Origin of the sequence: Rhodococcus sp. EPR-147 (genome assembly GCF_001647185.1) — a bacterium.
Classification (GTDB): Bacteria; Actinomycetota; Actinomycetes; order Mycobacteriales; family Mycobacteriaceae; genus Rhodococcoides.
On the sequence record NZ_LVCU01000158.1, the window covers coordinates 15048 to 36099 of the forward strand.

At 64.7% G+C, this 21052-nt stretch carries 20 protein-coding genes and 1 pseudogene; 8 read left to right on the forward strand and 13 right to left on the reverse strand.

Features of this window, described 5'->3' with window-relative positions; translation table 11 throughout:
• The first annotated feature begins 15 nt into the window (after positions 1–15).
• Positions 16–753, forward strand: coding sequence for a lysophospholipid acyltransferase family protein (locus tag A2J02_RS07760; RefSeq protein WP_068048876.1), 738 nt, complete (start codon positions 16–18; stop codon positions 751–753).
• Between the two features lie 66 nt (positions 754–819).
• Positions 820–1578, forward strand: coding sequence for a 3-oxoacyl-ACP reductase FabG (gene fabG, locus A2J02_RS07765; protein WP_068048880.1), 759 nt, complete (start codon positions 820–822; stop codon positions 1576–1578).
• Positions 1579–1657: 79 nt separating this feature from the next.
• On the opposite strand, the gene A2J02_RS07770 is transcribed toward fabG, so the two are convergent.
• From A2J02_RS07770 to A2J02_RS07790, 5 genes are all read right to left on the reverse strand, one after another.
• Positions 1658–2551, reverse strand: coding sequence for a glucose 1-dehydrogenase (locus A2J02_RS07770; RefSeq protein ID WP_068048953.1), 894 nt, complete (start codon positions 2549–2551; stop codon positions 1658–1660).
• A 123-nt stretch (positions 2552–2674) separates the two neighbouring features.
• On the reverse strand, positions 2675–3469 hold the full coding sequence (locus tag A2J02_RS07775; protein ID WP_068048883.1) for an SDR family NAD(P)-dependent oxidoreductase: 795 nt from the start codon (positions 3467–3469) through the stop codon (positions 2675–2677).
• Between the two features lie 117 nt (positions 3470–3586).
• On the reverse strand, positions 3587–4435 hold the full coding sequence (locus A2J02_RS07780; RefSeq protein WP_269454870.1) for a 3-hydroxybutyryl-CoA dehydrogenase: 849 nt from the start codon (positions 4433–4435) through the stop codon (positions 3587–3589).
• A gap of 5 nt (positions 4436–4440) precedes the next feature.
• Positions 4441–5598 (reverse strand): acyl-CoA dehydrogenase, encoded by a 1158-nt coding sequence (locus A2J02_RS07785; protein WP_068048956.1) that lies wholly within the window; start codon positions 5596–5598, stop codon positions 4441–4443.
• A 147-nt stretch (positions 5599–5745) separates the two neighbouring features.
• Positions 5746–6393 carry a TetR family transcriptional regulator gene (locus A2J02_RS07790; RefSeq protein WP_068048888.1) on the reverse strand — a complete coding sequence of 216 codons (648 nt, stop codon included), beginning with the start codon at positions 6391–6393 and terminating at the stop codon, positions 5746–5748.
• Positions 6394–6509: 116 nt separating this feature from the next.
• Between A2J02_RS07790 and A2J02_RS07795 the strand changes: the two genes are divergently transcribed.
• The 3 genes and pseudogenes from A2J02_RS07795 to A2J02_RS07805 all read left to right on the forward strand — a co-directional run bounded on the left by A2J02_RS07795 (position 6510) and on the right by A2J02_RS07805 (position 10102).
• Positions 6510–6854 carry an ArsR/SmtB family transcription factor gene (locus A2J02_RS07795; RefSeq protein WP_068048960.1) on the forward strand — a complete coding sequence of 115 codons (345 nt, stop codon included), beginning with the start codon at positions 6510–6512 and terminating at the stop codon, positions 6852–6854.
• A gap of 109 nt (positions 6855–6963) precedes the next feature.
• On the forward strand, positions 6964–8661 hold the full coding sequence (locus A2J02_RS07800; RefSeq protein ID WP_068048891.1) for a SulP family inorganic anion transporter: 1698 nt from the start codon (positions 6964–6966) through the stop codon (positions 8659–8661).
• 40 nt (positions 8662–8701) lie between these two features.
• Positions 8702–10102: pseudogene (locus tag A2J02_RS07805) on the forward strand (xylulokinase).
• A gap of 37 nt (positions 10103–10139) precedes the next feature.
• Here A2J02_RS07805 and A2J02_RS07810 read toward each other — a convergent pair.
• The 7 genes from A2J02_RS07810 to A2J02_RS07840 all read right to left on the reverse strand — a co-directional run bounded on the left by A2J02_RS07810 (position 10140) and on the right by A2J02_RS07840 (position 17523).
• The gene (locus A2J02_RS07810; RefSeq protein ID WP_068048894.1) at positions 10140–11213 is read right to left on the reverse strand and encodes an SDR family oxidoreductase; all 1074 of its coding nucleotides are present in this window, start codon (positions 11211–11213) and stop codon (positions 10140–10142) included.
• Between the two features lie 65 nt (positions 11214–11278).
• The gene (locus A2J02_RS07815) at positions 11279–12016 is read right to left on the reverse strand and encodes a sulfite exporter TauE/SafE family protein (RefSeq protein ID WP_082898695.1); all 738 of its coding nucleotides are present in this window, start codon (positions 12014–12016) and stop codon (positions 11279–11281) included.
• Entirely contained in the window at positions 12016–13011 is a 996-nt protein-coding gene (locus A2J02_RS07820; RefSeq protein WP_068048897.1) for an ABC transporter ATP-binding protein, read from the reverse strand. The genes A2J02_RS07815 and A2J02_RS07820 overlap by 1 nt, the downstream gene beginning before the upstream one ends.
• On the reverse strand, positions 13004–14023 hold the full coding sequence (locus A2J02_RS07825) for an ABC transporter ATP-binding protein (protein WP_068048900.1): 1020 nt from the start codon (positions 14021–14023) through the stop codon (positions 13004–13006). Before A2J02_RS07825 ends, A2J02_RS07820 begins: the two co-directional genes overlap by 8 nt.
• Positions 14020–15006 (reverse strand): ABC transporter permease, encoded by a 987-nt coding sequence (locus tag A2J02_RS07830; RefSeq protein ID WP_068048902.1) that lies wholly within the window; start codon positions 15004–15006, stop codon positions 14020–14022. The genes A2J02_RS07825 and A2J02_RS07830 overlap by 4 nt, the downstream gene beginning before the upstream one ends.
• Before the next feature lie 8 nt (positions 15007–15014).
• The gene (locus A2J02_RS07835; protein WP_068048905.1) at positions 15015–15944 is read right to left on the reverse strand and encodes an ABC transporter permease; all 930 of its coding nucleotides are present in this window, start codon (positions 15942–15944) and stop codon (positions 15015–15017) included.
• Between the two features lies 1 nt (position 15945).
• A complete protein-coding gene (locus tag A2J02_RS07840) occupies positions 15946–17523 on the reverse strand; it encodes an ABC transporter substrate-binding protein (protein ID WP_068048908.1) in 1578 nt (525 codons plus the stop codon).
• A gap of 339 nt (positions 17524–17862) precedes the next feature.
• Here A2J02_RS07840 and A2J02_RS07845 point away from each other — a divergent pair, with 339 nt between their 5' ends.
• The 3 genes from A2J02_RS07845 to A2J02_RS07855 all read left to right on the forward strand — a co-directional run bounded on the left by A2J02_RS07845 (position 17863) and on the right by A2J02_RS07855 (position 19788).
• Complete coding sequence (locus A2J02_RS07845) at positions 17863–18858, forward strand: 2-hydroxyacid dehydrogenase (protein WP_068048911.1); 996 nt, start codon at positions 17863–17865, stop codon at positions 18856–18858.
• Positions 18855–19250 (forward strand): universal stress protein, encoded by a 396-nt coding sequence (locus A2J02_RS07850; protein WP_068048913.1) that lies wholly within the window; start codon positions 18855–18857, stop codon positions 19248–19250. Before A2J02_RS07845 ends, A2J02_RS07850 begins: the two co-directional genes overlap by 4 nt.
• A gap of 202 nt (positions 19251–19452) precedes the next feature.
• On the forward strand, positions 19453–19788 hold the full coding sequence (locus A2J02_RS07855) for a hypothetical protein (RefSeq protein ID WP_068048916.1): 336 nt from the start codon (positions 19453–19455) through the stop codon (positions 19786–19788).
• 302 nt (positions 19789–20090) lie between these two features.
• Here A2J02_RS07855 and A2J02_RS07860 read toward each other — a convergent pair whose 3' ends face one another.
• Positions 20091–20984 carry a LysR substrate-binding domain-containing protein gene (locus tag A2J02_RS07860; RefSeq protein WP_068048920.1) on the reverse strand — a complete coding sequence of 298 codons (894 nt, stop codon included), beginning with the start codon at positions 20982–20984 and terminating at the stop codon, positions 20091–20093.
• Positions 20985–21052: the final 68 nt, after the last annotated feature.

Sequence of the window (21052 nt, forward strand, 5' to 3'; positions counted from 1 at the left end):
GGCTAAGCTCGGCTCATGGATCGGCCTGCGGTAATTCTCGAAAACGATGTGACCGTGTACGACTTCTATCTGCGTCATCAGCAGAATCGTCAGGTTGCGAGGTTGGCTTATGCGACCCTGGCCAGGCGATTCCGCCCGAGGGTGTCGTATCCCGACGGTGCCCGTGAGGAGTTGCGTCGTCTCGTTTACGACAACACGCGTCTGCTCATCGCGGTCAATCATCTGACCGAGAACGATCCGTACACCCTCGCAGCGGCGGCATGGGCGTCGCCGCTGCGTCCGGTCATCGGTCGCACACGGGTGCTGGCCAAGGACGAGCTGTTCCAGGAACCCAAGCAGCGCAAGCGAATCGACATGATGGGCGGTATCCCCGTCTTCCGCGGCAAGAATCACGGCATGCGGGCCGTCAGCGCCGCGGGCAACCGCATGATGGACGTCAGTGCCGAGCGGATGAAGCGAGGCGACGATCTGGCGGTGTTCCCCGAGGGAACCTGTAATCTCGAGGATCCGACGACGGTGCAGCACGTCGGCAGCGGCATCGGCCACATCGCGATGCGGGCGCGCAAACTCGGGGTCGAGCCGGTGCTGATCTGTATAGGTCTGAGCTACGGTCCCGGTGCGCCGAAGGTGAAGCAGGCCAGCGTCTACATTGACACGCCCATCACCGATTTGCCCGAGAAGCCGATCGACATCACCCGGGTGGTGGCAGAGGGAATGCAGAAGGCACTCGACGGAGCGGTGGCTGCGTACTGATCGCATTGTCGGTGTTGATAGAAACAGAGGACAGTTATCGAGTTCGGCGTCGTAAGGGAGATATTCGTGAGTGATCAGATCAAGACGGCCATTGTCACCGGTAGTGCGCGAGGAATCGGTGCTGCGGTAGCCAAGCGGCTGGCCAAGGACGGCTTCGGAGTTGCCGTGGTCGACCTCGACGAGGCCGCGTGCAGCGACACCGTCGGAGCGATTCAGTCGGCAGGCGGGCAGGCAGTGGCCATCGGTGCCAACGTTGCCGACGAGGAATCGGTGCAGACCGCCGTCGATCGCATTGCAAGTGAATTCGGTGCGCCGACCGTACTGATCAACAACGCGGGCATCACTCGCGACAACCTGCTGTTCAAGATGACGGTGCAGGACTGGGATTCCGTTCTCGGCGTACACCTGCGCGGATCGTTCCTGATGACCCGCGCGGTCCAGAAGCACATGATCGACGCCAAGTGGGGACGCATCGTCAACCTGTCGAGCACGTCTGCCCTCGGCAACCGCGGACAGGCCAACTACTCCGCAGCCAAGGCCGGCATGCAGGGCTTCACCAAGACCCTGGCCATCGAACTCGGCAAGTTCGGCGTCACCGCCAACGCCATTGCCCCGGGATTCATCGAGACGGAGATGACGGCAGCCACCGCAGAACGCGTCGGGATGCCGTTCGAGGACTTCAAAGCCGCTGCTGCGTCGCAGATTCCGGTCAATCGCGTCGGACATCCCGATGACATCGCGCACCTGGCGTCGTTCTTCGTCAGCGAGGGTGCGGGCTTCATCTCGGGTCAGGTCGTCTACGCCGCCGGTGGGCCGAAGGACTGACCTCTCCTGAACGCGTGAATGGACCATTCACCAGCCCAGACGGGTGTGAATGGTCCATTCACGCCGAACGGGTGACGATCTACGGCGTCGGCATACCACCGTTGACGTTCAGTGTGTCGCCGGTGACGTAACCCGATTCGGCCGACGACAGGTAGACGTACGCACCGGCGATCTCGGCGGGCTGTCCTGCGCGTCCGAGCGGTGTTTCCTTGCCGAATTCCGGCAGTGCCGAAGTCGGCTGGCCGCCGGCTGCCTGCAGCGGTGTCCAGAACGGTCCCGGCGCAACGACATTGACGCGGATTCCCTTCGGCGCCAACTGCTGTGCGAGGGCCTTGCTGATGGTGTTGATGGCCATCTTCGTGGTCGCGTAGTCCACCAGTCCGGGTGACGGTGTGTATGCCTGGATCGAGCTGGTGTTGACGATGGTCGAGCCGGCGGGCATGTGCGGCACCGCTTCCTGGATGATCCAGAACAGTGCGTAGACGTTGGTTTTGAACGTCTGATCGAATTGCTCGGACGTCAGGTCGGCCAGATCTTCGACGAACTGCTGCTTACCTGCGACGTTGATCAGCAGGTCGAGGCCACCGAGCTCGTCGACGGCAGTACGCACGATGCCGCGCGCGGCCTGCTCGTCGGTGAGATCTGCCGGTGCCAGGACTGCGGTGCGGCCGGCGTCGCGGATCAACTGCGCAACCTCCTGCGCGTCCTTCTCTTCTGCCGGTAGGTAATTGAGAACCACGTCGGCGCCCTCGCGTGCGATGGCAATGGCTGCTGCTCGTCCGATTCCGGAATCGGCCCCGGTGATCAAGGCCTTGCGGCCGGTGAGGCGTCCGGATCCGCGGTACGTCTGCTCCCCGTGGTCGGCGAGGGGCTGAAGATCTGCGGCCAGGCCGGGCGGATCCTGGTGCTGCTCCGGGAAGCCGTCCTGGCGGTACTGCGTGACGGGGTTGGTGAAGGTGTACTGATCGCTCACTGTGGAATCGTCTCCGAATACGGTGAAATGCGTGAAGAACCTCTGCTTGATTCCGTGTATCTCACGCATGCCCCGAAGCGGTCGGCCACAAACTGTGACCGACCGGACCGCTCTGCGAAAAACTCAGGGCAGAATCGCGTCGACGTAGCCGCCGTCGACTCGTAGAGCGCCACCGGTGGTTGCACAGGCCTGCTCGGAGCTCAGGTAGACGATCATGTTGCCGATCTCCCTCGGCTCGATCAAACGTCCGATGAGCGATTGTGGCCTGTGCTCCTTCATGAATTGCGCCTGCGCCTCGTCCCAGGGGAGGTCGTCGCCGACGAGTTCGCCGACGAACTTCTCGACGCCCTCGGTGTGGGTGGGACCCACGATCACGGAATTGACCGTAACTCCGCTTCCTGCAGCAGCTTTCGCGAATCCACGGGTCACTGCGAGCAGGGCGGTCTTCGTCATTCCGTAGTGGATCATCTCCTCGGGAATCACGACTGCGGAATCGCTGCAGATATTCTGGATTCGGCCCCAGCCCGCCTCGGTCATCGCCGGCAGATACGTGCGGATCAGCCGGATTGCCGAGAGCACATTCACCTCGAAATAGCGTCGCCATTCGTCGTCGTCGATGTCGAGAGCGGGTTTTGCTCCGAAGATGCCGAGGTTGTTCACCAGAATGTCGACCACCGGCACCTTGGCGAGCAACGTCTCGACCCCGTCGGCCGTCGCGAGATCGGCAGCAACGACGATCACCCGCGCACCCGGCACTGCCGTCAGCAACTGTTCCTCGGCCGAATCCAGCGCCGACTCGCTGCGGCCGTTGAGGACCACGCGCGCACCGGCGCGGGCAAGTTCGGTGGCAATCGCGAATCCGATGCCCTGACTGGAGCCGGAAATCAAAGCGGTGCGGCCGTCGAGATCGATGTTCATGGAGCCTCCCAGAGTTGTGGAACGGCTCCAGTGTGCGCCTCCCTGACGGATGAATGTGGCATTCAGCTACTCCAAGAAGCTGAATGCCACATTGATCCAGAAGGGGCGAAGGGACTACTACGAATACGAGTAGAAACCCTTACCGGTTTTGCGACCCAGCATCCCGGCGTCCACCATGCGCTGCAGCAGCGGCGGCGGCGCGTAGTGCGGCTCGCGGAACTCCGCGTACAGCGACTCTGCGACCGCGAGGGTGACGTCGAGGCCGACGGTGTCGGTCAGGCGCAACGGTCCCATGGGGTGTGCGCAACCGTTGACCATGCCCTCGTCGATGTCCTCGGCGCTGGCGAAGCCGGACTCGAGCATGCGGATGGCCGAGACCATGTACGGGATGAGCAGTGCGTTGACGATGAATCCTGCGCGATCCCCGGCGCGAATCGTTTTCTTGCCCAGCGTGTTTCCGGCGTAGTCCGTCACCGCTGCGACGGTCTCCTCGCTGGTGAGCAGGCTGACGACGATCTCCACCAACGGCAGTACCGGCACCGGGTTGAAGAAGTGCACGCCGACGACCTTGTCGGGACGCTTGGTCGCGTTGGCCATCTTGATGACCGGGATCGACGAGGTGTTCGTGGCCAGGATTCCCTCGGGCTTGACGATGGAATCGAGCTTGCCGAACAGGTCCAGCTTGAGCGACTCGATCTCCGGTGCTGCCTCCACCACGAGATCGCGGTCCGCGAAGTCGTTGATATCGAGCGTCAACGCGATTGCAGCACGGGCCTTCTCGGCCGCGTCGGCTTCGATGCGACCGGACTTCACGGCACGAGCGAAGGACTTGTCGAGGCGGGCCTCTGCGGCGTCGGCCGTCGCCTGGCTCGTCTCCAGGATCAGTACGGAACTGCCGGAGCGAGCACACATTTCGGCGATGCCGGCACCCATGGTGCCGCCGCCGATGACACCTACCAGGTTGATGTCGCTCATTTGAGCAGCGCCCGCGACATGACGACACGCTGAATCTGGTTGGTGCCCTCGTAGATCTGGGTGATCTTGGCGTCGCGCATCATGCGCTCGACCGGGAAGTCGGTGGTGTAGCCGGCACCGCCGAAGAGCTGCACGGCGTCGGTGGTGACCTCCATGGCCACGTCCGAGGCGAAGCACTTGGCAGCCGCGGAGATGAACCCGAGGTTCTTCTCGCCGCGCTCGGCGCGGGCTGCGGAGCTGTAGACCATCAGGCGGGCGGCTTCGACCTTCATCGCCATGTCGGCGAGCATGAACTGCACTGCCTGGAAGCTCGAGATCGAGGTGCCGAACTGCTTGCGGTCCTTGGTGTATGCGATGGCCGCGTCGAGGGCACCCTGTGCCAGGCCGACGGCCTGTGCGCCGATGGTGGGGCGCGTGTGGTCGAGTGTTTCCAGCGCGGTCTTGAAGCCGGTACCGGGCTCGCCGATGATGCGATCGCCGGGAATCTTGCAGTTCTCGAAGTACAGCTCGGCGGTGGGCGAACCCTTGATGCCGAGCTTCTTCTCCTTGGGGCCGACGACGAATCCCTCGTCGTCCTTGTGCACGATGAACGAGGAAATGCCGTTGGCGCCCTTGTCGGGATCGGTCACGGCCATGACGGTGTACCAATCGGACTTGCCGCCGTTGGTGATCCAACACTTGGAGCCGTTGAGGATCCAGTCGTCACCATCGGCCTTGGCGCGGGTGCGCATGCTCGCCGCGTCGGATCCCGCTTCGCGCTCGGACAAGGCGTACGACGCCATCGCGCCACCGGCGAGGGAAGGCAGGACCTGCTTCTTGAGTTCCTCGGAGCCCTTGAGGATCAGGCCCATCGTGCCGAGCTTGTTGACCGCGGGGATCAGCGAGGACGAGCCGCAGACGCGTGCGACCTCTTCGATGACGATGCAGGCAGCGACGGAATCGGCACCCTGGCCGTCGTATTCCTCGGGAACGTGGATGGCGTTGAAGCCGGAAGCGTTGAGCGCTTTGAGTGCTTCCTCGGGGAAGCGGGAGTCCTCGTCGACCTCTTTGGCGTACGGAGCGATCTCCTTCTCCGAGAGCGCCCGAATGGCTGCGCGCAGTTCGTTGTGCTCGTCGGGCGATTGGTACAGATCGAAGTCGGGATTTCCGGCCATGTCGGCCACGCTCCTCGGTGTGTCGGGGGTGGCACTGCCCACGGAGGGCACTCAGTGCCAAGGATTGCCTCAGTGTACGTCCGAATTGGTACCTGTTCAAGACCGAGTCTCCGGCATCCGGCACTCAGTGCCATCGCGTCGGGTGGCTCAGGTGCTTGTGTGATCGGCCAACGCGTCGACGACTTTGCTGACGGACGTGCCCCGGGGGAACGACGCGACGACGATCTCACCGAGGAACTGCGCGCGGACCTGCGCGAGTGCCGAACGCAGATCCTCCACGGACGTCGGGAGGCCGTCGCGGATCATCCGACGAAGGATGTAGTTGTGCGTCGCGGTCACCGTGGCGGAGAACTGCAGGATCTCGAGGTGCGGGTGATCGGGCAGAACACGCTGCAGATAGTCGACGAAGAGTCTGTCGTAGCGAAACACGGTGACGATTTCTCGATCGCGCAGCGCGGGGATCTTGTGCACCACCTGGTAGCGCAAGCGCGACATGTCCTGCCAGTCGGAGAACCGCTCGTACACCAGCTGCGCGGCATCGCACACGGCCCGCCAGGGATCGCCCTCGTTCGCTTCCAGGAACGCGCCGGCCTGCTCGAGCAGTATTTCGTGATCGGCGAAGACGACGTCTTCCTTGGCGCGGAACTGACGAAAGAATGTCCGACGCGAGATGCCGGCGGCACCGGCGATGTCGTCTACCGTCGTCGACTCGTAGCCCTTGACGGAGAACAGGTCGAGGGCCGCCGTGGCCACGGTGAGCCTGAAGTCGGTGGATTCTTCGGGGTCTCCGCGCATGGGAGTGAAGGTAGCCGAGTTTCGGGACGGGCAGGGAGGTCGTCCACTTCGGTCTGTTGATTGCTAGTGTTCGCAAGTAGCCTGCTGCGCGGTGGCGGGTGCCACGGGAGGACTTCATGGCCACGGATTCGAGCCGGCCGCTCTACAGAATGAAAGCCGATTTCTTCAAGACGTTGGCGCATCCCGCCCGTATTCGCGTGCTGGAGTTGTTGAGCGAGCGCGAACACGCCGTGTCCGAGATGCTGCCGGAAATCGGCATCGAGCCGGCCAATCTGTCTCAGCAATTGTCCATCCTGCGGCGCGCCGGTCTCATCGAAGGCACTCGGGAAGGCCTGTCGGTGTCCTACACGTTGACGTCGCCGAAGGTGGCCGACCTGTTGGTCGTCGCGCGGGAAATACTCACGGGAGTGGTGGCCAACCAGGCCGAGCTGCTGGAAGGCGAGTCCGGAGCGCGCACCTGACTCGACGGCCCGTGATGGTCTGACTCACGTCTTGTGTTCACCTGGTTCATTACTTGCTAAACTTAGCAAGTAGATCGATCAGGATCGATGAGTTCTCAGAAAGCGTCACATGTCCGAACCGACGAAACCTTCCCGCAGGACCGACGCCCTCAGTGCTGTGACAGCGCTGCTGCCCAGGTGGAGCGAGTGGAAACCGGCCCTCCGCGCACCCGGCGCGGATCTGCTGGCCGGGCTGATCGTTGCCCTGGTCGCGTTGCCTCTGGCACTCGGCTTCGGCGTCAGCACCGGGCTGGGTGCGGCGGCGGGCCTGACCACGGCGATCATCGCGGGAGTCGTCGCCGCGGTATTCGGCGGATCGAGATTTCAGGTGTCCGGGCCGACCGGCGCCATGACGGTGGTGCTCGTCCCCATCGTCGCCGAGTACGGGCCGACCGGAGTACTCGCCGTCGGACTGATGGCCGGAATCATTCTGCTGGCGCTCGCCGGTGCAGGAGTCGGTCGAGCCGTCCGGTACATGCCGGCACCCGTCATCGAGGGATTCACCGCAGGCATCGCCGTCGTCATTGCGCTGCAACAGGTTCCGTCGGCCCTGGGTATCACCGACGCCGAGGGCGAGAAGGTGTGGCAGTCCGCGTTCGACGCGGTGCGCTCGTTCGTCTCGAACGCGAGCGTTCTGACGCCCACCGTGGCCGTCACGGTCGCGATCGTCATGCTGGTCGGCGGCCGCGTGGCTCCGAAAATCCCGTTCTCCCTGGTTGCGGTCGCGGGAGCAACGGTGATCACTCAACTGTTCGACCTCGACATCGCCCGCATCGGCACCATTCCGTCGTCGTTGTCCGCCCCGAGCCTGAGCTTCTTCCACCTCGGTGACGTGACGGCGTTGTTGGCACCGGCGTTCGCCGTCGCTGCGCTGGCTGCACTGGAATCGCTGCTGTCCGCGACCGCGGCGGACTCGATGGGCGTCGGCGCGCGGCACAATCCCGATCGTGAGCTGTTCGGGCAGGGACTGGCCAACATCGCCGCGCCGTTGTTCGGCGGGATTCCCGCCACCGGTGCCATCGCCCGTACTGCCGTCAACGTTCGATCCGGGGCACGGACCAGGCTCTCGGCGCTCACCCACGCGGTGATCCTCGCCGCCATCATGTACTCCGCCGCGGGATTGGTGGCCGACATTCCCCTCGCCGCTCTGGCCGGGGTGCTCCTGGCGACAACGGTGCGCATGGTCGAAACAGCCTCCATCCGAGCAATTTCCCGCGCCGGTCGCGGCGACACCGTGGTGATGGCGTCGACTTTTCTCGTCACGGTTCTCTTCGATCTGGTGACGGCTGTGGCGGTCGGCGTCGGGTTCGCTGCGGTGCTGGCACTGCGCGCCGTCGCGCGATCCGCCACGGTCGAGCAGGTACCGCTCGATGCACTCGACGCGGTCTCGAAGGAAGAAGAAGGCCTGCTGCGCGAACACATCGTCGCCTACCGGATCGACGGTGCACTGTTCTTCGGAGCTGCGCACAGCTTCCTGCTCGAGCTCGCCGACGTGTCGGACGTGAAAGTGGTGATCCTGCGCATGTCGCGAGTGACCACCATCGATGCCACCGGAGCTCTGGTCCTGAAGGACACGATCACCGAACTCGAACATCGCCACATCACCGTCCTCATCTCCGCAGCCAAACCCGAACACCTGCGTCCGCTGACGGCGCTGGGCGTGTTCACCACCAAGGACGACGAAGCGCGCCGTGTTTTCGAGACAACGCCGCAGGCCATCGCCTACGCGCGCACGTTGGTGACCGAGGCAACCGCGCCTCGCGGGTAGGGTCGTAGATCACACTTGCGTAGGAAAGGACCCGCTCACCGTGGCTCTCGTTGCCGGAATCGACTCCTCCACCCAATCGTGCAAAGTCTTCGTTCGTGACGCCGAGTCGGGGGACTTGGTCCGCCAGGGGCGAGCAGTGCATCCCGACGGCACCTAGATCGACCCGCAGCGCTGGAAAGATGCGCTCGACGAGGCGATCGCTGCCGCAGGCGGACTCGACGACGTGGACGCGGTGTCGGTGGGCGCGCAGCAGCACGGCATGGTCTGCCTCGACGACAACGGATCCGTGGTCCGTAAAGCTTTGCTGTGGAACGACACTCGATCGGCGCAGGCCGCGACGGACTTGGTGTCCGAGTTGGGCGAAAAGGAAGGCACCGACGGCGGGCAGGCCTGGGCCGACGCCGTCGGAGTGGTTCCGTTGGCTTCGATCACGGTCGCCAAGCTGCGATGGCTCGCCGACCACGAACCCGAGAATGCCGATCGCACTGCGGCGGTGTGCCTTCCGCACGATTGGCTGAGCTGGCAGCTCGGCGGGGCATCGGGGCTCGACGCTCTGGCCACCGATCGAGGCGACGCCAGTGGCACTGGGTACTTCTCCGCGGCCACTGACGAATATCGAACGGATCTGCTGCAGTTCGGTTTTCGGGGTCGTAACCCACTGCTGCCCCGCGTGGCTGCACCCAACGAGGCCATCGGCCGCACTCGCAGCGGGGCACTGATCGGGCCGGGGACCGGAGACAATGCCGCGGCAGCCCTCGCCCTCGACGCTCAGCCCGGCGATGTGGTGGTCTCGATCGGCACCTCCGGCGTCGTATCTGCCGTGACCTCGGTTGCGGCCGCGGACGGTTCGGGTCTGGTCGCCGGATTCGCCGACGCCACCGGCCGGCAGTTGCCGTTGGTGTGCACTCTCAACGCTGCTCGCGTCCTCGATGCGACGGCGCGGATGCTGGGCGTCGATCACGACGAGTTGTCGCGGTTGGCGCTGTCGACGACGAGCGACGGTGTGGTGATGGTGCCGTACTTCGAGGGCGAGCGCACCCCCAACCGTCCCGATGCATCCGGTGCGATTCATGGCCTGCGACTGAACAATTCGACACCGGGCCACCTCGCGCGAGCGGCCGTCGAAGGACTGCTGTGCGGTTTGGCCGACGGTATCGACCATCTGCGTTCGCAGGGGGTCGAGACGAAGCGGGTGCTGCTCATCGGCGGCGGTGCGAAGTCCGCTGCACTGCGCGAGTTGGCCCCGGCCATACTCGGCGTTCCGGTGATCGTGCCCGAGCCGGGTGAATACGTCGCCGACGGTGCCGCGCGCCAGGCGGCGTGGGCACTGGCCGGGACCAGCGAGCCGCCGACCTGGGAGCAGGCCGCGTCGAAGACATACGAGGCCGACCCGACCCCGGCGGTACGGGAGCGCTACGCGCAGGTGAGCGGAAACTCGTAGCAGGGGTCGAGTTTCCGTGCACGTGCGGCGCAGCCGCTCAGGGAATCAGACGCGCATCTCTGTAGCGCTGGATCACCGAGGCGATGGCATCCGGTGTGGATCGGAAGCCGAGGAACCCGGCGTTCTTCGATTTGTTCATGTCGGTCAGGCATTCCATGTCGCGGCCGAGGTCGCCGTCGGTGTGCCACCACGACGCGAGCCGTGAGACGTCGCTTTCGACCAGATCGTGCTTCTCGGCGATGCGCTTCCACGTTGCGGCCGCGTCGGACATGCGGGGTTCGAGTGGACGCGGCTCGCTGTCGTAGCCCTCGGGCTCGACGCCGAAGTGCGCGGCGAACTGCGGCCACAGCCAGCGCCAGCGGAAGACGTCACCGTTGGCGATGTTGAACGCCTCGTTGTGTGCGTTGTCGTCGGTTGCGGCCCACACCATCTGCTCGGCGAGCAGGTCCGCGTCGGTGAGGTCGGTGAGGCCGTTCCACTGTGTCTCGGAACCGGGGAAGACGAACTTCTCGCCGAGCTCCTTGCAGATCGCTGCGTACACGGACAGCGTCAACATCATGTTCATCGCGTTGCCGACCGCGAATCCGGAGATGGTGTGCGCGCGGTGCACACTCCAACCGAATCCGAACTTCTCGGCACCGGCGAACAATTCGTCTTCCTGCGCGTAGTAGAAGTTGGGAGTGTCGAGGCGATCCTCGGTCTCGTGGAACGGCGTCTCGGCCATCACTGCCTCACCGTAGGCATCGAACGGTCCGAGGTAGTGCTTGAGGCCGGTCATCAACGCGACGTGCTTCACCGAGTCGAGGGGGCCGAGCACGTTCAGCACGTTGCGTAGCGTCGCCGAGTTGACCTCGATGTTCTCCTGCTCGGAGTCCTTCTTCATCCATGCGGTGAAGAACACGACCTCGGGGCGGACGTCGTTCAGCGCCTCCTCGAGCGAGGCCGGGTCGAGCAGATCGGCGGCCACACCGATGACGCCGTCGACCGGAGTGCTGCCACTACGGCTGAGTCCGTACGTGTCCCAGCCTGCGTCGAGAGCAACGCGGCACAAGGCTTGTCCGGAGATGCCGGTGGCACCGACGATCAATGCGCGGGTGTTGTTCGTAGTCATCGACACCGACTACCCGATCGACGCGTTCCGACACGAGATGGCGATTCAACTCACTATTTCGTGAGTTAGGCGAGCGCCGACACCTGCTGGACAACGAGCACGAGCGCGCCGACGGCGGAGACGGTGATCGCGACGATGCGCAGCCGTCGACGATCGAGGACTTTGTTGACCACCCGGGAGAGCAGGAAACCGAGAATCGTCGCCGGGGCCAGGAACACGAACAGCGTTGCCGTATGGGCATCCACCGCGCCGGCAACCGCGAGTACCGCCAGCGAGATCAGCGAGCCGACGAGGAAGAAGCAGCTCATGGTGCTGCGCAGTTCGGCTCCGGTATTGCGTTGCCACACCAGTGCCATCGGGGGTCCGCCGATCGAGGTGGCCGTTCCCAGAATTCCCGACGCGGCCCCGGCCACCACCAGATTTCGTCTGTGCGGCAACGGGACCCAACCGAACGACGTCAGTGCGACGCCGCAGAGCACCACCAGCGCCAGCAGGATGGCCAGTCCGCGCTCGGGTAGCAGCACGAGCAGTAGTGCGCCCACCACAGAACCGGGGAGGCGACCGGCGAGCGCCCACCCTGCACCCGAGAGGTCGAGGGCGGTGCGATCGCGAATCAGAACGAGCACACTGACCACGACGGCCAGCATGATGAGCGTCGCCGGGATCAGGCCGGGGTCGACGATCGCCACGATGGGCGCGGCGAGCATACCCATGCCGAATCCGATGGACGCCTGCATCGCCGACGCGAAGAAGATGGCCAGCGCGACGACGACGAATCCGGTGATGCTCAGGTGTGTCGCCATCACGTCCCGGCGGCGACGAGGCCGAGATTGCCTGCGACGAGGGGATAGTGGCATTCGGCGATGTGATCGGCCTCGTCCGCGTCGAGCGCCACCGGGGGTGCCTCACTCGCACACAGGTCGGTTGCCTTCCAGCAGCGCGTGCGGAACCGACATCCCGACGGCGGATTCAGCGGCGACGGTACCTCGCCCTTCAGCAGGATCTTCGTCCCGCGATTCGACGCGTCCAGAGTGGGTGCGGCCGACATCAATGCTGCGGTGTACGGGTGGGCGGGACGCTCGAATACTGCCTCGGTGGCTCCGGATTCGACGATGCGCCCCAGGTACATCACCGCGACTCGGTCGGCGACGTGTCGCACCACCGACAGATCGTGCGAGATGAACACGTAGGAGATGCCGAGTTGCTTCTGTAGATCGTTGAGCAGGTTGAGCACCTGCGCCTGTACCGAGAGATCGAGTGCCGAGACCGGCTCGTCGCAGATGATCACGTCGGGGTTCAGCGCCAGCGCCCGCGCGATGCCGAGGCGTTGGCGTTGACCGCCGGAGAACTCCTGCGGGAAGCGGTTCTCGTCGCTCGGGCGCAGGCCCACCAGGTGCAGCAGTTCGCGGACCCGTGCGGAGCGATCGCGGCGAGTCTTGTACAGGCCCTTGTGGGTTCGCCACGGCTCGCCGATGATGTCGCCTGCAGTCATGCGTGAGTTCAGGGAACCGTACGGGTCCTGGAACACCATTTGCACGCGTCGACGCCACGCGAGGAGTTCCTTGCCGCGCAGCGCGAACGGATCGACGCCGTCGAACGCGACCGTGCCCGAGTCGGGTCGTTCGAGCATCATCAGGGTGCGCGCGAGAGTGGACTTGCCGCAGCCGGATTCGCCGACCAGGCCTAGGGTCTCACCGCGTCGCAGATCCAGGTCGATGGCGTCGAGGGCACGGAGCTTGCCGCGGCCGACGTCGAAGGTCTTGTTCAGGCTGCGCACGGTCAACAGTTGCTCAGGCATGACTGGTTACCTCGTTCGGGAAGTGGCAGGCCGACATTCGGCCGGTACCGACGGATTCGAGCGGCGGGCGAGCACTGATGCAGATGTCGCGGGAGAGGGGGCAGCGGGCCTGGTACACACACCCGTCGGGAATGGAATGCAGGTCCGGTGGCGTGCCGCCGATGGACTTGAGATCCTCACCGCGGACGGCGTGGACCGGCACCGAGTCGAGCAGTCCCTTCGTGTACGGATGGCGTGGTTCACCGAACACCTCGGACACCGGTCCGGTCTCGACCACGTTGCCCGCGTACATGATGGCGACCCGATCGGCCTCCTCGGCCACCAGCGCGAGGTCGTGGGTGATCAGCACGACGGCCATGTCGTGTTCGGTACGTAATTCCTTGAGCAGAGCCATGATCTGGGCCTGGACCGTGACGTCGAGCGCGGTGGTGGGTTCGTCGGCCAGCAGTACCGACGGACTCAGGGCCACGGCCATGGCGATCAGCAGACGTTGGCGCATACCACCGGAGAACTGGTGTGGGTACGAGTCCGCGCGTGATTCGGGCTCGGGAATTCCCACTCGGGTCATCAGCGCGATGGCTTCCGCGCGTGCTTGCTTGGCGGACATACCCCGGTGGATCCGAAACGGTTCGGCCAGTTGGGTTCCGACGGTGTAGACGGGATTGAGGGCCGTCAGTGCATCCTGGAAGACGATGGCCAGTTCGGTGGCCGCGATGGTGCGTCGCACCTTGGTCTTGGCGGTGACCAGATCGACGTCGCCCAGCTCCACCGAGCCGCCGGTGATGTCGGCGATCGGTTCGAGCAACCCGACGACGGCCTGGGCGGTCATCGACTTGCCGCAACCGGATTCACCCAGCAGAGCCAGGGTTTCACCGCGTCGGGCGGTGAAGGTGACGTTGTCGACGGCGCGAATGACACCCGACGGCGTCCGCAGATCGACGGTCAGTCCGCGAACGTCGAGGGCGACGCTGCCGGTGTCGGGTCGCTGGGGTGCGGTTGCCGGTGCGCTCATGAGACGACCTTTCGTACGGGGAGCAGGCGAGAGCGCTTGGAGCGGGGGACGTTGAGTCGCCACCGCTGCGCCGGGTCGGTGGCGATGCGCGCCCAGGCAGCGAGCACGGTGGCCGAGACGGTCGTCAGCACGATGGCCAGACCGGGGAAGAACGAGAGCCACCAGGCGGTCTGCAGGTAGGTGCGGCCCTGCGAGACCATCAGTCCCCACGAGACGTCCGGTGGCTGAATGCCGATGCCCAGGAAGCTCAACGACGATTCGGCGAGAATGACGAAACAAAAGTCCAGGGTGGCGACTGTGAGCAGGGTCGGCAGCAGAATCGGGGCCACATGCCGGCGGATCACCGATCCGCTCTTCGCGCCGAAGGTGCGGGCGGCGTCGACGAACAACCGACTCTGCAGCTCGGCGGACTCGGCGCGGGCGGTACGTAGGTAGATCGGAATGCGCGTAACGGTGAGGACCAGAACGATGTTCGCGGCACTGGGCGAGAAGACGTAGAGCACCACGACGGCCATCAGCAGGGACGGGAAGCTGAGGATGACGTCGGCGACGCGCATGGCCGCGGTCTCACGCCAGCCGCGATGGAAGCCGGCCCACATCCCGATGAACGAGCCGATGATCGCCGAGAGGATCACGGCCGGAACGGCCACCGAGAGTGTGGTTCTGCTGGCCACGATCAGCCGGGCCAGCATGCTGCGTCCCAGCGGATCCGTGCCGAGGATGTTCATCCACCCGGTGTCGAGGGTGAACGGCGGCAGATTCGAGCGGTCGAGATCCTGATCGGTGGCGGCGTCACCGACCAGCATCGGGCCGAAGATCGCGGTGAGGAAGACCAGTACCAGGATCGCGGCGGCGACGGTGGCGACCCGGTCGCGCAGCAGCAGCTTCCACAGCGGGGCCGACGCCTTGCGGGCTTCCACCGGAACCGACGGTGGAACATCCTCGGGCTCGGATGTTTTCGGTGCTTCGAAGTCGAGTGACATGTTCTTACCTAGACCTTCACCTTGTCGCGAACCCGGGCGTCGAGCAGTGCGTAGCAGGCATCGATGACGATGTTGAGCACGAATATGCTCACCGCCGTCAACAACACGGCCGCCTGCAGAACAGCGAAATCGCGCTGCAGGATGGCGTCGATCATCAACTTTCCGATGCCGGGCCAGCCGAAGATGGCCTCGACGACCACCGCGCCGTTGACGAGCCCGACCATCAGGTCGCCGGCAACCGTGAGCGCCGGTGCAGCGGCGTTGCGTAGAGCGTGGTGGGTGACGACTCGAAGATCGCCTGCGCCTTTGCTTCTCGCGAGGCGAACGTACGGTGCCGACAGCGCCGAGACCATCGCGCCGCGCACCACCTGTGTCAGTACGCCGAGCGGGCGAATGAGCAGGGTGGCGATCGGCAGCACCCAGGAGAGCATTCCGCTGTCCACGCCCGAGGTGGGCAGCCAGCCGAACAGGATGGCGAAGACGTAGACACCCATGATGGCGAACCAGAAATCGGGGATGGACGCGGCCGTCATAGACAGCAGACTCGAGATGCGATCGGCCAGCGAATTCGGTCGGTAGGCAGCCCAGCATCCGATGATCACAGCGCCGAGGATGGCGAGGAACATCGTCGCGAACGCCAGCTGCAGCGTCGCGGGGAACGCGCGCAGTGCCATCGCCGACGCGTCCTCGCCGGTGCGCAGCGACTGCCCGAAGTCGAGTTGAACGACGCCCTTGAAGTAGTCCATCAGTTGCGTCAGGACCGGCTGGTCGAAGCCGTTGGTGGCGCGGAACGCCTCGCGTTGGGCCTGGGTTGCAGACTCGGGCAGGTACAGGCTGGTGGGGTCGCCGGTGAGCCGAGCGAGGAAGAACACGCCCAGCAGAACGACGAACAGCGGGATCAGGCTGGTGTAGATCCGTCGGCGCAGGAATCTGAACATGTCAGGGCCTCTCGGTGTCGGCGCGGGTCATGGCGGCGAGGTGCATTTCGTCGACCGTGGCCGAGTTGGGGGTGTAATCGACCGAGGATGCCTTGGCGAGCACCCCGTTCATGTGCGCGATGTAGGCCATCTGCATGATGTCCTTCGGTTCGTCGGCGAACACCTGCGCGTAGGCGGCCTGCCTGTCCTCGCCGGTGAGAGCCCCCGCGGCAGCGATCTTCCGGTCGAATTCAGGTGTGCCGTAGGCACTCTGGAATCCGTCACTGGTGAAGTACTGATCGACGGTGAACGCGGAGTCGCCGGCTTGATTGCCGTGCTGAATCACCAGCAGATACGGGCCGACGTCGGGGAACGGCCGCTCCTGGTACTCGGCGGTGCCTGCTGCGTCCATCATTTCGATCGTGACGTTCATGCCGATCTTGGACAGTGAGTTCTGGATGACCTCCACCGTCTCGTTGATCTTCGGGAACTGCCCGGTGCGTCCGATCAGGCGGATCTCGGTATCGACGGGTACGCCATCGGCCCTGGCCTCGTCGATCAGTGTGCGGGCCTTGTCCATGTCGTAGGGCCACGGTGTCAAGTCCTCGTTGAAGCCGACGACACCCTCGGAGATCAATTGTTCTGCAGGGGAACCGAGTCCACGGAACAGTGCCTTGACGATGCCCTCGCGATTGATGGCGTAGTTGATCGCCTGGCGTACGCGCATGTCGTCCAGGGGCGGTTGCATGGCCTGGATGCGCAGCGCTGTGGTTTCGTTGTTGGGGTACGCGACTCCCAGATCGCCTGCGCCGTCCTCCGGTCCGACCGAGGTGGCGATCTCGGCCTCACCGTTGGTGACCATCGATGCGCGGACGCTGCCCTCGCTGCGCCACTGGTACTCGGCCCTGGCGTACTCGGGCTTCGGGCCCCAGTAGGTTTCGTTGCGCACCAGCGAGAGCTTCTGGCCGTAATCCCAGCGCTCGATCGCGAACGGTCCCGTTCCGATCGGCTCGCGTACCCGCTCGGTGTAGCTCGAGGTGCGGGGCACCATCTCCACGAACGAGAGCCGAAGCGGCAGAATGGGATCGGGCTCGGGCGACTGCACGTTCAGCGTCATCGGGTCGACTGCGGTGACCACCAGGTTCGCGTCGCCGAACACGTACCCCTCGACGTTGCAGCCCAGTTCGGAATTGACGGTGCGATCGATCGAGAACGCGGCGTCCTCGGCCTCGAAGGGACTGCCGTCGCTGAACGTCACGCCGGGGTGGATGGTGAACGTCCATTCGGTGTCGGAGGTCTGCTCCCACGAATCGGCGAGCTTGGGCTCGAGATCGCCGGTGCTGGGGTTGCGTTCCATGAGCGGCTCGGTGATGTTCGAGCGCGTCACCACACCCACCGACGTCAACGAGACGTCGCAGGCTTCGAGGGTCGGCGGCTCCTGCGGCAGAACGATGCGAAGAGTATCTGCGCGGGCGGCTCCGCCGTTGTTGGAGTTGGCGACGGTGCATCCGCTCGCGACAAGTGAAAGTGACAGCGCGCCAACGGCTATTGCGGCGACGCGGTGGGTCCGTCCCTGCTGCACGAAGAGTGCAGGGCTCATGGTGGCCTCCAGTGGGAAAAAGGATCCGCGTCTGCAAGTCGCAGCCGAATCTGTGACGGTAGACACACGGTATGAGCGGGTCATCTCCACCGTCAACCGGACGAAATCGACTTTTCGTCCAGTTCTGTGGGTCACAGTGACGGCTTGACTGCGGTCCGAGTCACAGCATTGCTGGACTGACCAGGCAAGATGCATGACGACCCCGGCAGAGCTGCATCGGCGACGCGTCGTTCATGCCGTTTGGGTATCGGTCCATGTTATTTCCGTGTTGGACAGGTATTCGAAGGGCGGCATACCGTACAGGAAACGCGCACGCTCCACCATCTCGCGAGGAGAACCATGGTCACCGTCAGCTCGCAGAAAACCTCTGTGTCTCAATCCGATTCGCAACGAGGCGGTCGAGTTCTCCGAGTGGGACCGCTGAAGCCGTCGTTGATGGACACCCTGGTTACCGAGTACGACGCGCTGGAACTGCCCGAGGGCGACGATCGCGACGAGTTCCTGTCCGAGCACGGTGCGTCGATCTCTGCGGTGGTCACCTCCGGCCGCACCGGCGTCGATGCTGCGTTGATGGAACGGTTGCCGCAGCTCGGAGCCGTTGTGAACTTCGGCGTCGGCTACGACACCACCGACGTCGACGCGGCAGCCGAACGCGGCGTCGTCGTCAGCAACACCCCCGAGGTGTTGACGGACTGTGTGGCCGACCTCGCCGTCGGTCTGGTGATCGACACCGTGCGCGGCCTGTCCTCGGCCGAGCGATTCGTGCGCGCCGGCCGCTGGCCCACCGAGGGCAACACGCCACTGACGCGTCAGGTCACCGGCAAGCGTGTCGGAATCATCGGCCTCGGCCGCATCGGCTCGGCAATTGCCGATCGGCTCAACGGGTTTCGCTGCGAGATCTCGTACCACAATCGCAACGAGATCGACGGTTCGCCCTACGTTTACGCTGCCGGCCCGACAGCGCTCGCCGAGAACGTCGACATATTGATCATCGCCGCGTCCGGCGGTTCGGGTACTGCGCATCTGGTCGATCGCGCAGTGCTCGAAGCTCTGGGACCGCAGGGATACCTGATCAACGTGGCCCGCGGAAGCGTCGTCGACGAGGAGGCGCTCATCGAGTTGCTCGCTGCGGGGAAGCTCGCCGGAGCGGGCCTGGACGTCTTCGCGCACGAACCGGCCGTACCCGACGCCCTGTTGGCGATGGACAACGTGGTGCTGCTGCCGCACGTGGGCAGCGCAACGGTGGAGACGCGGGCTGCGATGGAAGCGCTCACGCTCGAGAACCTCGATCGCTTTCTGGCCGACGGCACCCTCGTCACGCCGGTGACGCAGTGACCGTCGTCGTCGGCTACTCGCCGACCGCCGAGGGAAAAGGCGCGCTGCCCTTCGCTTTTCGCGAGGCACACATGCGTGGTACGGACCTGATCGTCGTCGCCGAGGACAGCAGTGCATCCGATGCCGACTTCGGTGCGGTCGTCGAATCCGCCCGCGAGGAGGCGTCGGCCATCGGGGTGGCGGCGAAAATTCACGACAACGAAGCGGGCCGCTCGCATGCCGACAATCTGATCGACCTGTCGTTCGACGAACAGACGCAACTGGTCGTCATCGGCATCAGGCGTCGATCACCCGTCGGAAAGCTGTTCATGGGCAGCATCTCTCAGCGCGTTCTCCTCGAGGCGCACTGCCCGGTGACGGCCGTCAAGCCGCCGGTGGGGACGCCGCGATAGTTCGGTCGGGTGGCCTGCGTTCGTGCATTCGGTAGTGAGGTCGGCGGCGGAGGATGCCAGTGAGCTGTTGACGTTGCAGCGCGCTGCAACTGGCATGTCGATTTCGTGTCGGTGGGTCGGGCTACGGTCCTTCTTGCTCACGGGAGAGCGTGGTGGGTCACCCGCCGCGCATTGACCCGGCCGCAGGAAAGGAACCCGGTCAGTGCCAGCACAAGCCTGGATCACCCTCATCGTCGGTTCGATTGCCGTCGTCGGCGTGGTGGGGACCGTCAGCCAGCGCACTCGGGCGGACAACCGTTCTCAATCCTGGCAACGCATCACCTGGTGCCTCGAGAGGACCGTCAGCGAGAACGACGACGAAGCCGCACTCGGCTGGAAAGTGTTCGGCACCGTTGCCACGACTCCGTTCATCGCGCGCACCGATCGCGACACGCTGCAGGCGATCGCAGATCTCACCGTGAAGCCACAGGACGACCTGGCGGAACCTGCCGAAACCGGCGACAATGAAAACGACACAGAGACGGAGGACCCCCGATGACCACCCCCGAGAACCGCCCCGCGGGCCGTGGACGCTCGATGAAAGTCCGGTCCGCAGCCGCCGAAGCATCCATCAAGCTCCGCGAGTACGACAATAAGCCCGTCCCGCAATGGCTCCGTGATGTCGCAGCTGGCAAAGACACCAAGCCGCCCAGAGATTGAGCAACCCACGAACCCGACAATGCCCGCTCCCAACCAGGTGCGGGCCTTCGTTGGCTTTCGAGGCGCGCCGTATTCACACGAGCACTCGACCGAGACCGGCTTCGGGCACTGTCAAACCACGGCTCGATCAGCAGGAAAAAATCACGACCACTCCCGCGTCGGCAGCACATCGGTCATGAAGCGGTGCAGTGCCGGATTGTCGTTGTCCACTCTCCATGCCGCGTCGAGTTCGACGGGGCGTTCCTTGACCGTCCGAACCGGCCGGAACACAACACCTTCCGGCCGCATGGTCGATGCCGACTCCGGTACCAGAGCCAATCCGATTCCGGAACGAACGAGCACCAGCATCGTGTGCACCTGCGTCACGTACTGCACGTAGCGCGGAGACACCCCGACGATGGTGAAGGTACTGATCAGCAGTTCGTGGAAGTACCGCGCGTCGACCGGTGAATACATGATGATCGGCTGCTCGTCGAAGTCCTCCACCGACAGTTCGCTCTTCTCGGCCAGCGGATGAGTGTCGGGCATCGCCGCGATCAACGACTCGTGCAGCACCGGCCGCGACGCGATGCCCGGACGCTTGAGCGGTGGCCTGGCCAACCCGAGATCGATATCGCCGACGGCCAAGGATTCCATCTGCACCGCCGAGACCATCTCGCGTAGAACGAGTTTCACGTCGGGTAACTTCTCGCGTGCGGCGTCGAGCAGCTGCGGTAGCACCGCATGCGCCGATGCGCCGGTGAATCCGACGACGACGGTCCCCAGGTCTCCGGTGGGGACACGTCGCACAGTGAGGAGGGCGCCCTCGGCGAGGTCGAGGATGCGTCGGGCCTCGGGAAGGAATGCCAATCCCGCGGCCGTCAGGGTCACCGATCGGCTGGTGCGGTCGATCAGCTGCACGCCGACTTCGCTTTCGAGCTGTTGGATCTGCCTGCTCAGGGGCGGCTGCGTCATGTGCAGTCGCTCGGCAGCGCGGCCGAAGTGCAGTTCCTCGGCCACGGCGATGAAGCAGGACAACCTGTTGAGCGAGAACATCGATTCATTCCTTGCATCGCGCTGGCGGTTTCGGCGTGCCTTGTCACATCAATCTAGCGGAGAGCCGA

Excerpts from the sequence above, each read along its gene's own strand:
- A2J02_RS07815 (WP_082898695.1), bottom strand. The coding sequence starts at position 12,016 with ATGGCGACACACCTGAGCATCACCGGATTCGTCGTCGTCGCGCTGGCC.
- A2J02_RS07835 (WP_068048905.1), bottom strand. The coding sequence starts at position 15,944 with ATGTTCAGATTCCTGCGCCGACGGATCTACACCAGCCTGATCCCGCTG.
- A2J02_RS07820 (WP_068048897.1), bottom strand. The coding sequence starts at position 13,011 with ATGCCTGAGCAACTGTTGACCGTGCGCAGCCTGAACAAGACCTTCGAC.
- A2J02_RS07810 (WP_068048894.1), bottom strand. The coding sequence starts at position 11,213 with ATGACTACGAACAACACCCGCGCATTGATCGTCGGTGCCACCGGCATC.
- A2J02_RS07830 (WP_068048902.1), bottom strand. The coding sequence starts at position 15,006 with ATGTCACTCGACTTCGAAGCACCGAAAACATCCGAGCCCGAGGATGTT.
- A2J02_RS07790 (WP_068048888.1), bottom strand. The coding sequence starts at position 6,393 with ATGCGCGGAGACCCCGAAGAATCCACCGACTTCAGGCTCACCGTGGCC.
- A2J02_RS07760 (WP_068048876.1), top strand. The coding sequence starts at position 16 with ATGGATCGGCCTGCGGTAATTCTCGAAAACGATGTGACCGTGTACGAC.
- A2J02_RS07825 (WP_068048900.1), bottom strand. The coding sequence starts at position 14,023 with ATGAGCGCACCGGCAACCGCACCCCAGCGACCCGACACCGGCAGCGTC.
- A2J02_RS07860 (WP_068048920.1), bottom strand. The coding sequence starts at position 20,984 with ATGTTCTCGCTCAACAGGTTGTCCTGCTTCATCGCCGTGGCCGAGGAA.
- A2J02_RS07795 (WP_068048960.1), top strand. The coding sequence starts at position 6,510 with ATGGCCACGGATTCGAGCCGGCCGCTCTACAGAATGAAAGCCGATTTC.
- A2J02_RS07775 (WP_068048883.1), bottom strand. The coding sequence starts at position 3,469 with ATGAACATCGATCTCGACGGCCGCACCGCTTTGATTTCCGGCTCCAGT.
- A2J02_RS07840 (WP_068048908.1), bottom strand. The coding sequence starts at position 17,523 with ATGAGCCCTGCACTCTTCGTGCAGCAGGGACGGACCCACCGCGTCGCC.
- A2J02_RS07785 (WP_068048956.1), bottom strand. The coding sequence starts at position 5,598 with ATGGCCGGAAATCCCGACTTCGATCTGTACCAATCGCCCGACGAGCAC.
- A2J02_RS07800 (WP_068048891.1), top strand. The coding sequence starts at position 6,964 with ATGTCCGAACCGACGAAACCTTCCCGCAGGACCGACGCCCTCAGTGCT.
- A2J02_RS07845 (WP_068048911.1), top strand. The coding sequence starts at position 17,863 with ATGGTCACCGTCAGCTCGCAGAAAACCTCTGTGTCTCAATCCGATTCG.